At 38.9% G+C, this 15,078-nt stretch carries 13 protein-coding genes and 2 pseudogenes; 12 read left to right on the top strand and 3 right to left on the bottom strand.

Annotated elements, in window-relative coordinates:
* Positions 1-194 (bottom strand): IS200/IS605 family transposase (tnpA, locus tag MUB24_RS07235; RefSeq protein WP_244702708.1); only part of this gene is annotated, 194 nt, incomplete at its 3' end.
* A gap of 92 nt (positions 195-286) precedes the next feature.
* Between tnpA and MUB24_RS07240 the strand changes: the two are divergent.
* The 8 genes and pseudogenes from MUB24_RS07240 to MUB24_RS07275 form a co-directional block, all read left to right on the top strand.
* Positions 287-1,105 (top strand): annotated as a pseudogene (locus tag MUB24_RS07240) (type 2 periplasmic-binding domain-containing protein); the annotation flags it as partial.
* Positions 1,106-1,315: 210 nt separating this feature from the next.
* A complete protein-coding gene (locus tag MUB24_RS07245) occupies positions 1,316-2,275 on the top strand; it encodes an ABC transporter permease (protein ID WP_244702710.1) in 960 nt (319 codons plus the stop codon).
* 69 nt (positions 2,276-2,344) lie between these two features.
* On the top strand, positions 2,345-3,235 hold the full coding sequence (locus MUB24_RS07250) for a carbohydrate ABC transporter permease (RefSeq protein ID WP_244702712.1): 891 nt from the start codon (positions 2,345-2,347) through the stop codon (positions 3,233-3,235).
* Positions 3,236-3,734: 499 nt separating this feature from the next.
* Complete coding sequence (locus MUB24_RS07255) at positions 3,735-5,003, top strand: nickel pincer cofactor-dependent isomerase, group 22 (protein ID WP_244702714.1); 1,269 nt, start codon at positions 3,735-3,737, stop codon at positions 5,001-5,003.
* 17 nt (positions 5,004-5,020) lie between these two features.
* Complete coding sequence (locus tag MUB24_RS07260) at positions 5,021-5,791, top strand: SDR family oxidoreductase (RefSeq protein ID WP_244702716.1); 771 nt, start codon at positions 5,021-5,023, stop codon at positions 5,789-5,791.
* Between the two features lie 20 nt (positions 5,792-5,811).
* The gene (gene larE / locus MUB24_RS07265) at positions 5,812-6,612 is read left to right on the top strand and encodes an ATP-dependent sacrificial sulfur transferase LarE (RefSeq protein ID WP_244702718.1); all 801 of its coding nucleotides are present in this window, start codon (positions 5,812-5,814) and stop codon (positions 6,610-6,612) included.
* A gap of 94 nt (positions 6,613-6,706) precedes the next feature.
* Positions 6,707-7,447, top strand: coding sequence for a nickel pincer cofactor biosynthesis protein LarB (gene larB, locus MUB24_RS07270; RefSeq protein ID WP_244702720.1), 741 nt, complete (start codon positions 6,707-6,709; stop codon positions 7,445-7,447).
* Positions 7,448-7,469: 22 nt separating this feature from the next.
* Positions 7,470-7,925 (top strand): GNAT family N-acetyltransferase, encoded by a 456-nt coding sequence (locus MUB24_RS07275; RefSeq protein WP_244702722.1) that lies wholly within the window; start codon positions 7,470-7,472, stop codon positions 7,923-7,925.
* A 154-nt stretch (positions 7,926-8,079) separates the two neighbouring features.
* Here the strand turns inward: MUB24_RS07275 and MUB24_RS07280 are convergent, their stop codons facing one another.
* Complete coding sequence (locus MUB24_RS07280; protein ID WP_244702724.1) at positions 8,080-9,075, bottom strand: LacI family DNA-binding transcriptional regulator; 996 nt, start codon at positions 9,073-9,075, stop codon at positions 8,080-8,082.
* Positions 9,076-9,325: 250 nt separating this feature from the next.
* Here MUB24_RS07280 and MUB24_RS07285 point away from each other — a divergent pair, with 250 nt between their 5' ends.
* The 4 genes from MUB24_RS07285 to MUB24_RS07300 all read left to right on the top strand — a co-directional run bounded on the left by MUB24_RS07285 (position 9,326) and on the right by MUB24_RS07300 (position 14,460).
* Positions 9,326-10,816 carry a tagaturonate epimerase family protein gene (locus MUB24_RS07285; RefSeq protein ID WP_244702726.1) on the top strand — a complete coding sequence of 497 codons (1,491 nt, stop codon included), beginning with the start codon at positions 9,326-9,328 and terminating at the stop codon, positions 10,814-10,816.
* 55 nt (positions 10,817-10,871) lie between these two features.
* Positions 10,872-12,275: a glucuronate isomerase gene (uxaC, locus tag MUB24_RS07290; RefSeq protein WP_244702728.1), complete on the top strand. Its 1,404-nt coding sequence runs from the start codon at positions 10,872-10,874 to the stop codon at positions 12,273-12,275.
* A gap of 362 nt (positions 12,276-12,637) precedes the next feature.
* Complete coding sequence (locus MUB24_RS07295; protein ID WP_244702730.1) at positions 12,638-13,963, top strand: ABC transporter substrate-binding protein; 1,326 nt, start codon at positions 12,638-12,640, stop codon at positions 13,961-13,963.
* A 152-nt stretch (positions 13,964-14,115) separates the two neighbouring features.
* Positions 14,116-14,460, top strand: a complete 345-nt coding sequence (locus tag MUB24_RS07300; protein ID WP_244702732.1) for an NIPSNAP family protein — start codon at positions 14,116-14,118, stop codon at positions 14,458-14,460.
* 66 nt (positions 14,461-14,526) lie between these two features.
* On the opposite strand, the pseudogene MUB24_RS07305 reads toward MUB24_RS07300, so the two are convergent.
* Positions 14,527-14,715, bottom strand: a pseudogene (locus MUB24_RS07305) (KGG domain-containing protein); the annotation flags it as partial.
* Between the last annotated feature and the right edge of the window lie 363 nt (positions 14,716-15,078).

A 15,078-nucleotide genomic window follows, 5' to 3' on the forward strand; every position in this document is an offset into this window, starting at 1 on the left:
AACAAATGAATATGATCTTTTCCAACGCTTCCTTGCAAAATGGTAATACCTCTTGCTTCACAACCTTGTCTTATCAGCTCCCTTGCCCTTATTGCAATCTGTCCATGTAGCACCTTATACCTGTACTTGGTCACCCAAATTACATGGTATTTGATGTCATATACAGCATGACTACTTTTTCTATATCCGTCCAATACCTTCACCTCATCTAAAGTATGGACATTTAAGGGAAAGGCTAAAAGCTGATACCGTCTAAAGACGGTGGAGTTAAACCACGCATTTGTATAATTGGGGAGAAAAAGATGGGGAGCTATTACCTGAATTTATGTTCCCAGAATATAAGGAAACAATGGACTTTTTTAAAAAATTACATGAAAACGGATACATCAACAAAGACTTTCCTGTTACAAGTAAAGTCGATCAACAGGAATTTTTCGAGAATGGTACAGCAGGGATTTATGTAGGTTCTATGGGTGATGTTGTCAGCCTTCATGCGGATGCAGTCGCTATTAACCCCAATATTGATTTAGATGTTCATAATAAGGTAACTGGTCCGGATGGAGAGTTCGGTATATGGTCTATTCCAGGATACGGAAATTTAGTGATGTTTCCTAAAAGTGCTGTGAAAACAGAGGATGATTTGAAGAAAATTTTAGCCTTCTTTGATCAATTAATGGACCCCGAACTATCCAATGCCCTTTATTGGGGGGTGGAAGGTGACACCTATACAGTGAAAGATGGCGGTGCACTCCCCATTGAGGATCAGGCGAAGTTTGATCGAGAAGTAAAACCATATCAAGCCCTTGAGATTGGTGAACCTGAAACAAATGGCAGATATGAGGGTTATTTTGACTACGAGCCAAAAGCGAAATCGGAAAAATTATTTATTGAGAACGAGGAGTATCTCATTAATGACCCAACGGTTACACTAGATTCGGAGACCTATATTCAAGATGGAGCACGATTACAACAAATTATGACAGATGCAACCTATCAATATATTTTAGGGCAAACAGATGAGGCAGGATTTGACAAGGCGATTGAAAAATGGAAAGCAGAAGGCGGAGAAAAAGTCATCCAAGAGTTTAATGAATCGAATTCATAATGTAAGCGGAAAAGATGACTGAATAGTGGATCAGTCATCTTTTCCTTATCTTGTTCCTTCTATATAAATGTATGAAAGGATAAGGGGATAATCATTTTCTTTTATGGTGGAAAGAAATAACAAAATGATTATAGACGACATCCACTAGATCACGTACGATTTACTTGCACCACTTGCATACAAACACTTTTTACAGAGAGGGAGTTGAAAATGAGGACGGCTTTGGTAGAGAAACAAATGATTGGAAATGTAAAAAAGAAGAAAAGAGCAGAAACCTTTAGGCGTATTAAAAAAAATAAACTCATTTATTTAATGATATTACCGGGTATTATTTATTTTATTATTTATAAGTATATCCCGATGTATGGATTGATTATTTCCTTCCAAGATTACAAACCATACTTAGGGATTTCTGGGAGTGAATGGGTAGGATTTGCTCACTTTAAAAGATTGTTCACCAGTTCAGATTTTTGGATGATTTTTAAAAATACACTGGTTTTATTTGCTTTACAAATACTGATTTATTTTCCAATTCCGATCATTATTTCTTTGATGTTAAATGAAGTAAAAAATGCCTTTTTCAAAAGAGGCGTGCAAACGATTATATATATTCCTCATTTTATGTCATGGGTTGTAATCGTTTCCATTAGTTATGTGATGTTAACACTGGACGGAGGCATTATTAATTCTGTTTTAGATAGCTTGGGCTTTAATAAAATTAATTTCCTTCTAAGCTCTGAGTGGTTTCGGCCGATGTACATTATCCAGGTGATTTGGCGAGAAGCAGGGTGGGGAACCATCATTTTCCTTGCCGCGATTACAGCGGTTGATCCGCAATTATATGAAGCAGCCAAAATGGATGGGGCCAATCGTTTTCGACAAATGTGGCATATTACATTACCAGCGATTCGCAGTGTCATTATCGTGCTATTAATCTTAAAAATTGGCGATGTGCTTGAGCTTGGATTTGAGCATGTCTATCTATTGTTGAATGCTTCTAACCGTGAAGTGGCTGAAATCTTTGATACGTATGTGTATGTGGCGGGGTTACAACAAGGCCAATTTAGTTACAGTACAGCGGTTGGTTTCTTTAAAGGAGCTGTTGGTCTTGTGATGGTCATTTTTGCCAATCGATTAGCGAAGAAATTTGGAGAAGAAGGAATCTATTAATGTAAAAATGTCTGGTTAAAAAGAAATGCACAATTTTGAACAACATCCAGAAAGGAGTTTGTGCTGAAAATGAAAAAGAAACGTAGACCTAATGAAGTATCTGCAGGAAGTAGAGTTTTTGATGCAGTGAATAATACCTTGTTATTTCTTATTGCGTTTATTACATTTTTACCGTTTATTCATGTGGTGGGGAGTTCATTTGCCACAAGTGCAGAAATCGCAAGCAGCAAGTTTCTATTATTCCCAACTAAATTTAGCCTAGATGCTTATCGGTATATATTTTCAACGGATACTATTTTCCGTGCCTTACTTGTTTCCATTACTGTAACAGTAGGTGGAACGGTATGGAGTATGTTATTATCCACCTTAACAGCTTATGGGCTTTCTCGTAGAGATTTAGTGGGACGAAGATTTATTAATTTCATTATCGTTTTTACTCTTCTGTTTAATGGGGGGATGATTCCTACTTTCTTAGTGGTTCAACAAACAGGCCTGTTAAATTCGTTATGGTCTCTGATTATCCCTGTATCCATTAATGCTTTTAATATGATTATTCTCAGAAGCTTTTTTATGAATTTACCTGTAGGGCTAGAAGAATCTGCGAAAATCGACGGAGCCAATGACTTTAGCATACTCTTTCGTATTGTGATTCCAATTTCCCTACCAGCGATTGCAACGATTTCCTTGTTTTATGCGGTTACGTACTGGAACACGTATATGCATGCCATTCTTTATTTAAGTGATGCATCAAAATGGCCTGTCCAAGTTTTACTAAGACAAATCGTTGTCCTAGCAAGTGGGATGAACTATGATGGGGCTGCCTATACTGATGTTCCGCCACCAGAAGTAACAGTCAAAATGGCAACAATCGTAGTCGCAACTGTGCCTGTCTTATTATGCTATCCATTTTTGCAAAAGTATTTTGCCAAAGGGGCCTTGCTAGGATCTGTAAAAGGTTAACTATAGGCAGATGCCAATTCACTTATTCAGAAATGGGAAGGCAATAGGTAAAGCAAATGGAAGAATTCTATTAACAATCCATTAGTTGAAAGAGGTGTCCCGGTGGCGAGGAATCATTTGCTGTCGGGCACCTTTAACGAATAATTTCCTCAAAGAACCAAGCTTTGATGTACTTTTTTAAGGATCCGTGCCTGCATAATTGAAGTTCCCCCATGTTTGATGATGAAAAACACTTGTTTTTTTGTGAATTTTGGTATAGCATGAAAATAACAACGTTGTTAATTGGGGAGTTTACGAAGATTCCAAAACGAGCATTTAGGTGTAAGGATTTAGTTTGATGCAGATCTTAGTGTTCTATTTTGAAAAAGGAACAGGAGAATTCGAAGTGATTGATAGATTGAAAGTGTTTACAAATTTTTGGAGCTCATCTATTATGATAATAGGTAAGAAATGTTAGAATGCCATGATCGTATTTGGCAAAAAACGGAGTGAACAATCCATGGATATTATTAAAGAGTTAGTAAAGGATATACCTATTCCAAAAATGACGAAGGTGAAACAGCATTTTGATTCCACCCAAATAGATGATTTAACGGCTGTTTTAAAATCCCGTTTGGAGCGTCAAGAAATAAGAAACAAAGTGAAGCCAGGTATGGAAATTGCGGTTGCTGTAGGAAGCAGGGGATTAGATCGCCTTGTCGAAATGACGGCTGTGACCGTTCAATTTTTGCGGGACCTCGGTGCCATTCCTTTTATTGTTCCCTGTATGGGAAGTCATGGCGGTGCAACAGCAGAGGGACAGCGTGCGGTTTTGGAGCATTTGGGGGTGACAGAAGAGAGTGTAAAAGCGGAAATCCGTTCATCCATGGAAGTAATTCAATTAGGGAAACTACCCAATGGATTACCTGTTTATATTGATAAAATTGCTTCAGAAGCGGATGGCATTGTCGTGATCAATCGGGTAAAACCACATACAGCTTTTCGTGGACCCATTGAAAGTGGCATCATGAAGATGATTAGTATTGGATTAGGAAAACAAAAGGGAGCAGAAGCTTGCCACCAACTCGGATTCAAGCATATGGCCGAGCATGTGCCAGCGATGGCGAAAATAACATTGGCTAAAATGCCGATTTTATTTGCTGTTGCAACAGTTGAGAATGCCTTTGATAAGGTTCATACGATTGATGTTTTAGTAACAGATGAAATAGAAGAAAAAGAAATGGAATTGCAGAAACTTGCAAAATCTCAACTTCCCAAACTCTATTTTGATAAGATTGATGTCCTAGTGATTGATAAGATTGGCAAAAACATTAGTGGCGATGGGATGGACCCTAATATTACGGGCAGGTATCCAACACCCTATGCCTATGGTGGACCTGAAGTGTCAAAAATGGTTGTGCTTGATTTAACTGACGAAACAGAGGGAAATGCCAATGGAGTGGGAACAGCCGATTTCACTACAAAAAGATTAGTAGATAAAATGAATCGGGATGTCACCTATGCCAATGGCCTAACCTCCACAGTCGTGGGGCCAACGCATATCTCCACTGCCTTGGCGAATGATCAATTTGCGATACAAGCCGCAATTAAAACATGCAATATTTTAGATTTTACCAAAGTAAAAATGGTACGGATCAAAAATACGTTGGAAATTGGTGAAATTGAAGTATCAGAAGCTTTACTGGACGAAGTGGAGCATAACGAATATATAGAGAAAGTTTCTGATCTGTATGAATGGAAGTTTGATGAAAACGGAAATTTATTTTAAGAGTGGGAGGGACTAATATGAGCTCATTATTTGATTTATCAGGGAAGGTCGCTGTGGCGATTGGTGGTAATAGTGTATTAGGTGGTTCCATCGCCAAAGGATTTGCCGAACATGGTGCAAAAGTGGCAATTGTTGGCAGAAATATGGAAAAGGCAGAAACGGTAGTACAGAAAATCGTGGAAGCTGGCGGAGAAGCAAAAGCTTTTCAAGCGGATGTCAGTGAGCTCGACACGATCAAACAGGCAGCTGAGGACATTGAGTCATGGGCGGGCGGATGTGATATCTTATTAAATGCTCCGGGGAAAAATAGCCCTACTCCATTCTTTGATTTGGAAGTGGAGGAATGGGATGACATTATGGATGTCAATTTGAAAGGGCTTGTTTTCACGATTCAGCATTTTGCGAAACGAATGATTGAACAGGAGCGGAAAGGAAGTATTATTAATATTTCTTCTGTTTCATCTGGCCCACCTTTATCGAAAGTATTTACATACTCTGCCTCCAAAGCAGGGGTGAATAGTGTGACACAATTTTTAGCAAGAGAATTTGCCCCCCATGGCATTCGTGTCAATGCCATTATCCCTGGCTTTTTTCCTGCAGAGCAAAATCGAAAAATACTTAGTGAAGAGCGTGTGAAATCGATTATGGGGCACACACCGATGAACCGTTTTGGTGAACCTGAGGAACTGCAAGGAGCGGCGATTTATCTAGCTTCCAATCAAGCTTCTGGGTTTGTAACTGGTACATTCCTACGTGTGGATGGTGGTTTTGGCAGTATGACAATCTAAGAGAGGAAGGAGATGATACCTTGCTGCAGGAAAAGTATGAAAAACTCACATCCATTCTTCGCGAAATGAACAAAGTGGTTGTTGCTTTTTCCGGTGGGGTTGACAGCACCTTTTTACTTAAAGTGGCTGTGGACACATTGGGAAAAGACAATGTCTTAGCTGTTACGGCCGATTCGGAAACGTACCCAACAAAGGAATTAATGGAAGCAAAAGAACTGGCTCAATTTATTGGCGCCCATCATACCGTTGTTGAGACATCGGAATTGGCGATCCCAGGATATACTGAAAACGATCAAAACCGCTGTTATTTCTGCAAAAACAGTTTGTTTGAACATTTAATTCCGATTATGGAAGAGAAAGGATTCGAAAATGTCATCTATGGTGTTATTGCAGATGATCTGAATGAATTTCGCCCTGGTATAAAGGCTGCAAAGGAAAAAGGGGTTCGAGGTCCCTTGCAGGAAGCTGATTTATTTAAGGATGAAATCAGGATCCTTTCAAAAAAACAGGGGCTCCCCACTTGGGATAAACCTTCCTTTGCTTGTTTATCCTCTCGTATTTCTTATGGGGAAAAAATAACTCAAGCCAAGCTGACGAAGGTAGAAAAATCGGAAGCCTATCTACAAAGTTTGGGGATTCGTCAGGTGCGGGTTCGAACACATGAAGAGATTGCCAGAATTGAGGTAGAACCGCAGGATATGCCCATTCTATTAAACAATCATGCGCGAATTGCGAAAAAACTACAAGACTTTGGTTACAAATATATCACAATGGATTTGAATGGATATAAGAGTGGCAGTATGAATAAGGTTCTGGTTTAGGATATTTCTGTTCAAAAACAGAAACAGAGGCGGATTTTTCTACAGTTGATGTTAAGTTTTATTATAAAAACGTCTCTTAAAGGTGTGTACAGCAATGGAAAAAATATTACAACAAGTGCGAGATGGTCAATTAACCGTAGAGGAGGCCAAAAGAAGACTTGCAACCTATGAAAATTTAGGATTTGCGAAAGTGGATCACCATCGAAGAAAGCGCCAAGGGTTTCCTGAAATCATCTATGGAGAAGGAAAAAGTTCAGAACAAATTCTTTCTATTATAAGGGCTATTTTGGCAAAAAGAGAAGATGTGTTGGTGACGAGGATATCGAGTGAAAAGGCCGATGCTATTTTACAGGAGGAACCACATTTTACGTATCATAAGGTCGCCCGCATCTTGTCCTATCAACAAGCCCCTTCAAGTCCAACAAAGGGCTATATTGCGGTGATTTGTGCAGGTACTTCCGATCTTGCTGTGGCAGAGGAAGCAGCAGTCACAGCGGAAATATTGGGTAGCAATGTCAAACGAATATATGATGTAGGCGTAGCCGGCATTCATCGCCTATTCGATCAGATAGACGATATACAAAATGCAACCGTTTCTGTTGTCGTAGCGGGAATGGAAGGCGCCTTACCAAGTGTCGTCGGTGGCCTTGTTTCCCATCCTGTCATTGCTGTCCCAACCAGTATTGGTTATGGAGCCAATTTCGGGGGCCTGTCCGCATTATTAACAATGTTAAACTCCTGTGCTTCAGGGATCAGTGTTGTCAATATAGATAATGGCTTTGGTGGAGCTTATAATGCGGTATTGATTGATCGAATGGCCAATAAAGATGAGTAGAAGAATACGGGAGGTTACTTTGGTGCCACGAACAGAGATTGTCGCGTTATCGTCAGACTTGCTTTCTGAAGCAAGTCATCTTTTAGTAGATTATATGAATCCCAATGGCGACTGGCAATTGGGGCAGCTAGAGAAATGTAGGCAGAATTTAAAAAATTTATTAGATTTTGCCTGTGCCGACTTTTTTATGGCAAGAAGAGGAGCAGATTTTGTGGGGTTTATTGCTTTAAATTGGAGTTTTTCCACAACAAAAGGAAAACCATTTTTGCGGATTCAGGACCTGTATGTACGACCCGCTTTTAGGAAAACAGGAGTTGCGAAGGCCCTTATAAATAAGGCGAAAGAGTTGGCAGTACAACATCAAGCGAATAGACTGCAGCTCAACACAGGTACAAATAATAAAAAGGCTCGTCAATTATATGAAGGATTAGGCTTTGAATGGCTCCCTGAAAAAGAAATCTATATGTACTTCCTATGATCGTAAAAAAGCTTAAGAACTTGATTGATGTTCTCAAGCTTTTTTTTACCATCTAAAAAAACACTTTAATTAGGAAGAACGGCTAAGGGCACGACGACAAGCGCCACGCCGTTCTGACCTACATCCTGTACTGTAAGCCCTCATTCCCGCCAAGTCAGTTTAGAGAAGGAGGCGGGGCACAGGAAGCTCTTTCGGTTAAAATTGGCTGTAATTTTTTCCCAGAGGGATCTAGATTTTGTTCTTCAATCAGTTGAATAACGGTATGCACAATTTCTTTCGCCAACTGGTCAACGGGAACACCAATCGAGGTCAATGGAATTTCTAGATTGGCCATTTGCGGAATATTATCATAGCTAATAATAGAAATATCTGTAGGAATATCAATTTGATTTTCCTTCAAGCCGCGAATGATACCGCCGCTAATATCATAGCTTCCTCCTACAATCGCAGTGGGTAGAGGGGGATGAGCTAAAAGTTTTTTTACAGCCGAATAGCCATCATACCAATCTAATCCACCTGTATTGACGAGATGATGATTCTCCACTGGTAGATTATTTTTTTTCATTGCTTGGAGGAATCCATTATATTTTTCTATTTGCATCGGATCTTTCGGTGACATGTCGCCAATATAGGCGATCCGTCTATGCCCCAATTCAATTAAATACTGGATAGCATCATGCATGGCCTGTTCATGATTCGCATCAATAACTGGGTAGGGAGAGCCATCCTTCTTTGAAACCCCATAAGTAAGAAGAGGAATCGGGTGTGTGTCAATCTTTAAATCGACATCTTCCTCAAATAAAATAATCCCATCTACTTGGAATTTCCTGAATGTTTCGAGAGAGATTTCAATCGGATCGACAGAAAGAATCATCGAGTAGGATGTCCTTCTAATTTCATCACTAATCTTTGTCACTAATGTCGCTAAGACGACCCGCTCAATCGTTGGCCAAATTAACCCAACCATTTTTGTCTTTTTGGAAACAAGTCGTTGGGCGGCAAAATTAGGTTCATAGCCCATCTCTTTTGCGATGGCCATTATTTTATCTTTTGTATCTTTTTTCACTAAAGGGCTATTATTCAATGCCTTGGAAACCGTTGAATAGCTAACGCCCGCCACTAATGCAATATCTTTGATCGTTGTACTCATATTATCACCTAAATAAAAGTTCGTATTTTTATTAATGTATCATAGTTTCTCTGGAAAAAAATCTATTCTTCTTTGAAAAGATTGTTTTTTAGAAATTTCCTTCACAATGCTTTCTTTTTTCAAAAAATGATCTAAATGGGTTGTTCTAAAGGGGGAAATAGATTACTATAGTAATAACAACGTTGTTATTAAATGATTTTACAGTATTTTGAAATCGTTATCAACTCTATTTTTGAAAGGAGCTTTTTGGATGAATCATTTAGTCGAAATTATGAATGGATTGGAAACAGGGGAAATTCCGGCATCGGCGGATGTGAAAATCTATGATCAATCGCATACAGAACAGGATGGTACTCACCTATTAATGGTACATGATCAGGAAGGGAAATGGTTGCTGGCGGTTGGGGACGGGCCTATTTTTAAGGATTTGCAAGGTACAATCGTAAGCAATCATCAAAAAGTTTGTCCCCTTTCACATGAAAATCGTCTAGTGTTAAATCGTTATTTTGATTATACGGTTCCACGGGCGTTTGGAACAAAGACAGCAACAATGGGATTAGGAGATCGTCTTGGTTTAGCTTCCCCTGGCCATATTGAAACGGTTCGTCAACGCACTGTAAAACCAATTCTTGCTCAGCAAAGTATCCGCGAATTAACGCTTTTAAATCGAACAATGGAGGATATGTTAGATGCGGCTAGCTTTGCGGTGTTCCAAGAGGGGTATAAAGAGGGCTTTGGGGCAGACGGTGACCATATTAAGGAAGAAAAGGACATCGAATATGCCTTATCCTTAGGTGTTTCTATGCTAACCTTGGATTGTTCCGATCATATTCCTAAACAAATTGATTCTTTATCTGCGGACAAACTTGCTACTGAATTTGAACAATTAGATGAAGAAACAAAGACTTATTTTAAAAAGGAATATCTAAACCAAACATTTTCCGTTAACGGACTCTCGATTCACTTTGATGAAAATAGCGTTATGAAGAATGTTTTACAATATGCGGAAGCCTTGGACTATATGGCCCATGTCTATCATACGTATATTCAGAGCGCCGATCGAACGATTGATTTTGAAATTTCGATAGATGAAACAGAGACAATTACTTCACCGCAGGCCCATTTTTTTGTAGCCAATGAATTAAGGAACAGGGGCGTTCGTGTAACAAGTTTAGCGCCAAGATTTTGTGGGGAATTTCAAAAAGGAATCGATTATATTGGCGATATCGAACAATTTGAGCGTGAATTAGAGGAGCATGCATTGATTGCGGAATATTTCGGCTATAAGTTAAGTATTCATTCTGGAAGTGATAAATTTAAAGTATTCCCGATTATTGCGAAATACACGAAAGGGATTCTTCATATTAAAACGGCGGGCACAAACTGGTTAGAAGCTGTTCGAGTGATTGCGAATACGAATCCTAGCCTATACCGCCGCATGCATGCGTATGCTTTGGAGCATTTTAAGGAGGCGTTGGCCTATTATCATGTAACACCGGATTTAGCGAGTGTAACGCCGCTTGACCAAGTTTCAGATGAAGAACTGGCTCTCTATATGAATGATGATGCGGCACGACAATTATTTCATGTTACATACGGCATTCTTTTGACAGCTACAAATGAAGAGGGTCGTTATATCTTCAAAGATGAATTTTTTGAGACCTTAAATCGCTGTGAAGACGTGTACCGTAAAGCCCTTGTCTATCATATTGGCAAACATGTTGATTTGCTAGGGTTGTAGGAAATTTCCTCACCTATATTTTGCTAGAAAAAATAAAGGAAAGCTGGTGTGAAAAATGAAAGAGTTTATGAATGAAAATTTTTTATTAGACAATGAAGTCGCGGTTCGTTTGTATCATGAGTATGCGAAGGATATGCCGATTATTGATTACCATTGTCATTTAAGTCCTCAGGAAATCTATGAAAATAAGCAATTTAAAAATATCACAGACATTTGGTTGTATGGAGATCATTATAAATGGCGGACCATGAGAGCGAATGGGATTGATGTAAAGTATATTACGGGTGATGCGAGTGATTATGATAAATTTATCGCTTGGGCCAAAACCGTTCCCATGTTGATCGGAAATCCTTTGTACAATTGGACCCATTTGGAATTACAAAGATTTTTCGGAATCCATGATCTTTTCAATGAAGAAACAGCTCCTGCGATTTGGGAGAAAGTCAATACCCTACTAAATAGTGAAGGGTATGGAGCCCGTGATTTTATTGTAAAATCAAAGGTGAAGGTTGTTTGTACAACAGATGATCCAGTCGACAACCTTGAATATCATCAAAAAATAAAAGAGGATGCAAGTTTTGAAGTGTCGGTATTACCTAGTTTCCGTCCCGATAAAGGGTTAGAGTTAAATCGGGATGGATTTCAAGATTGGGTGAAAAAGCTCGAACAGACTTCAGGCATTCCCATCCACTCTTATGATGATTTTCTTCAAGCACTTGAATCAAGGGTCGATTTCTTTCAAGCGGTTGGCTGCAAGGTTTCCGATCATGCGATTGATACAATGATGTACGCAGAAACGAGCAAAGAGGAAGCCTCTGTATTTTTTAAGGAAGCTTTAGATGGCAAGAAGGTTTCCCTTGACGGGGAGAAAAAATATAAAACGTATACCCTGCAATTTCTTGGGAAATTATATGCAAAATATGATTGGGCAATGCAATATCATATCAATGCCTTAAGAAATAATAATACGAGAATGCTAGAAAAACTTGGACCAGATACAGGCTTTGATTCGATGAATGATGAAGGGATTGCCAAGCCATTAGTGGGGTTATTGGATGCATTAGAAAGGGAAAACGCCTTGCCAAGAACGATCTTGTATTCTTTAAATCCCAATGATTTTCCGACGATTGCCGCGATGATTGGTAGTTTTCAAGGAGGGGGAATTCCGGGCAAAATCCAGTTTGGCACAGCTTGGTGGTTTAATGATACGAAGGCAGGCATGTTACATCAAATGCAGAATTTGGCTGATATGGGCGTATTTAGCCGCTTTATCGGTATGTTAACAGATTCACGGAGTTTTCTTTCTTATACAAGACATGAGTATTTTAGAAGACTTGTATGTAACTTCGTTGCTGAGTGGGTGGAAAATGGAGAAGTCCCTCATGATATAGAATTTTTAGGGAAAATCGTTCAAGGTATTTCTTATCATAATGCAAAAGAATATTTTCGTTTTGGATAAAGCTATCTAACAAATCGAACAGGGGGCTAATCATTAGCCTCCTGTTCGATTAAAATCAACCTATTTGATATATATTGATATATTATCATAATGTCTATTTATGTCGAAAAGCCATGGCTTGTCTTACTTATTTCAGGGCGTATTTACCTTGACATATACAGTGTTACTAGTTATATTCAGTATAATATCTCATTCCCTGCTTTTAAGGGAAGTGATAGAGAACAAAATCCATCTATATAGGGGGTCGATGAGTGAATTGGGAGATGGGAGAGAATGACGGCGGTAGATAAGTGAGGCCTAAAGGTAGCTGCGGATGATCAAATGTGGAAAGATCAAAACATCACTAGTAATGGAGGGGAAAAATGAAGGCGCTTTCTAAGGTTTGGCTTATTTTTATGCTTTTTAGTTGTTTGGGTCTATTGTTGGTCGCATGCTCAAAGGATTCGAATGAACAAACAGATGCAACTCCGAATACTGAACAAGAGGGTACGAAAGACGATGATGCTGACAATGAGGAGGAAAAGGAACCAGTCACGCTGAAGATTCAAACCCATTGGGAAGAGGAAATGTTTAATGACCGTTTTAAAGAGCCTGTTGAGGCCGCGCTTCCTCATATCACATTAGAGCAGGTAAAGTCTTGGGATGGTCGCGAGGCTTTAGAGGAAATATTTGCGAGTGGTGAGAATCCAGATATTTTTTTTCAAGTCTCACAAGAAGTTTTGGAATACTTTGAAATAGATTATGATTTAGATGAATTAGTAGAAAAATATTCATACGATTTAAGCCATATAAATCCAGCTTATATAGAAGCAATCCGGTCGAAGGATAAGGAAAACCGCCTATTAGGTCTACCTTATGAGGTTGGTTATTATGTATTATTCTATAATAAAGATATTTTTGATTTATTTGGTGAAAACTACCCATCTAATAATATGACATGGAGCGAAGTCTTAGAGGTAGCGAAAAGACTAACAGGTGAAAGGAATGGTGTGAAGTACCGTGGATTGGATTTATCCAATCCGAATATTCCTCTGATGCAGTTTGGAGTGAACAAAACTGATCCTGAAACGGGTGAAATACTATTAGATCAACCTGAGTTCGACAAATACTTTGAATTATTGGATCAAATTATCGATATGCAAGGAGATTCAGATGGTGCCCATTTTGATAGTGCTCGTTTTCCAGAGGCACAAACGACAGCGATGACGGTAGAATTCGTTCAGGGATTAGAATGGTGGAAAGATGATGAATCATTGAATGCGGCAGTTGCACCACTTCCTGTATGGGATGGCGGTCCGGCAGTTAGCCAACGTCCAGATACAGATTTGATGGCTTTAAGTATTAATCCTCAGAGTGAGAAGAAGGATGCAGCATTCGAAGTGCTTACGTATTTTACAGAAGCCGATTATCAAAAAATTGCATCGCGGCAAGGGATTGGCCCAACAACGTCAAATGAAGAGGTGCTTAAAGAGTTTTTCCAAGATTACGATTTTGCCGATGAGGCAAATGTTGCATCCATTTTCGAACATCCACCTGCAACACCACCTGAACAGATCAGTGTATGGGATCAATATGTCGATCTTGATCCGCGCAGATATTCAAAAGAGGATATGGATCGTAATGAATATTTGCGAGTGATTACTGAAGAGTCAGAAGCCAAGATACAAGAAGCCAAAGCATCGCAATAGCAGTTAGAAGGAATCTTTCAAGGCATTTCTTATAATAATGCAAAAGAATATTTTCGTTTTGGATAAAGCTGAAATCAAACCATCGTGCTGTGATTGGCAAGATGGTTTGATTTGTGTGTAAAATAAATTTTACAATAAAGGAGGATTTGTTTATGATCTATCGTAGAAAAAGGTATAAAGTAAAGCCGAAGATTGTCACGGAATTCAACCAACATTTTAATCATACGTTGCTGCCTACACAACTAAAATATGGGGCACGATTAGTCGGGAGATGGATGTCGCAGGAAAAAGAGAATGAAGTGGAAATTATGGCGATTTGGGAATATGATAGTATGGAAGAGTATGAAAAGATTGAACAAAAGGTGAGAAGTGATCAGGCACATGTGGCGCGTGTTCAAGGTTGGTACGAAAAAATGGGAGGTAGGGAGAATCTTAAGGATGTATTTCTTAAGATTGAGCAAGATTTTTTAGAATCTACAGTCACGTCCGTGTACTAGGTTTTTACTATAAAAACTCCAGACCTGTCATTTTAAGGTCTGGAGTTTATTTCAGGGTTATTGATCATTGTCATGGCGGGCTTCTCCGCCTTTCTCTCCGATTTTTCTGTAGAAATCTTTATCGTGGTTTTCAGCGGTAGCTTCTCCGCCTTTTTGTCCAATTTCTTGATAGAATTCCTTGTCATGTTGCTTTGCTGTTGTTTCTCCGCCTTTACGTCCAGCTTCTTCTCGACTCATTTTGTTTTTATCAGCCATTAAAATCCTCTCCTTGTTTAGAAAAATGTTTTAATGCTGCGCGCATTTTAACTTTACCCTGTGCTTTCTATGAATAAACAAGTTTTTATATTTTTATCGAAAAAATACATTAATTGGTTCTACTGAATTAGCAGACTTTGGGTAAACTGGTAGACTCAAAAACCTTCCATTATTGACAATTGCATAGCAAACTGTAAATAATGAAGTAAGAGAGAAACGAACAAATTCTTAAAAAAGAAAGCATAAAAGCAGATAGTATCTGATCAGCTCCAGGTGGTAGGTGTTCGAGTTCATAAGGTTTATTACTCAGCGCCTTCTGTCGTGTTTTTGCCGCTAAACGGTTGCGTGCACTTTTCTAAAAAA

It is taken from the genome of Lederbergia sp. NSJ-179, from assembly GCF_022867885.1.
Lineage (GTDB): Bacteria > Bacillota > Bacilli > Bacillales > Bacillaceae_C > Lederbergia.

Bases quoted from the DNA above. Each gene is read 5' to 3' on its own strand.
- MUB24_RS07255 (WP_244702714.1), top strand. From the start codon at position 3,735: ATGGATATTATTAAAGAGTTAGTAAAGGATATACCTATTCCAAAAATG.
- MUB24_RS07285 (WP_244702726.1), top strand. From the start codon at position 9,326: ATGAATCATTTAGTCGAAATTATGAATGGATTGGAAACAGGGGAAATT.
- MUB24_RS07250 (WP_244702712.1), top strand. From the start codon at position 2,345: ATGAAAAAGAAACGTAGACCTAATGAAGTATCTGCAGGAAGTAGAGTT.
- MUB24_RS07245 (WP_244702710.1), top strand. From the start codon at position 1,316: ATGAGGACGGCTTTGGTAGAGAAACAAATGATTGGAAATGTAAAAAAG.
- uxaC (WP_244702728.1), top strand. From the start codon at position 10,872: ATGAAAGAGTTTATGAATGAAAATTTTTTATTAGACAATGAAGTCGCG.
- MUB24_RS07280 (WP_244702724.1), bottom strand. From the start codon at position 9,075: ATGAGTACAACGATCAAAGATATTGCATTAGTGGCGGGCGTTAGCTAT.
- MUB24_RS07295 (WP_244702730.1), top strand. From the start codon at position 12,638: ATGAAGGCGCTTTCTAAGGTTTGGCTTATTTTTATGCTTTTTAGTTGT.
- MUB24_RS07300 (WP_244702732.1), top strand. From the start codon at position 14,116: ATGATCTATCGTAGAAAAAGGTATAAAGTAAAGCCGAAGATTGTCACG.
- larB (WP_244702720.1), top strand. From the start codon at position 6,707: ATGGAAAAAATATTACAACAAGTGCGAGATGGTCAATTAACCGTAGAG.
- MUB24_RS07260 (WP_244702716.1), top strand. From the start codon at position 5,021: ATGAGCTCATTATTTGATTTATCAGGGAAGGTCGCTGTGGCGATTGGT.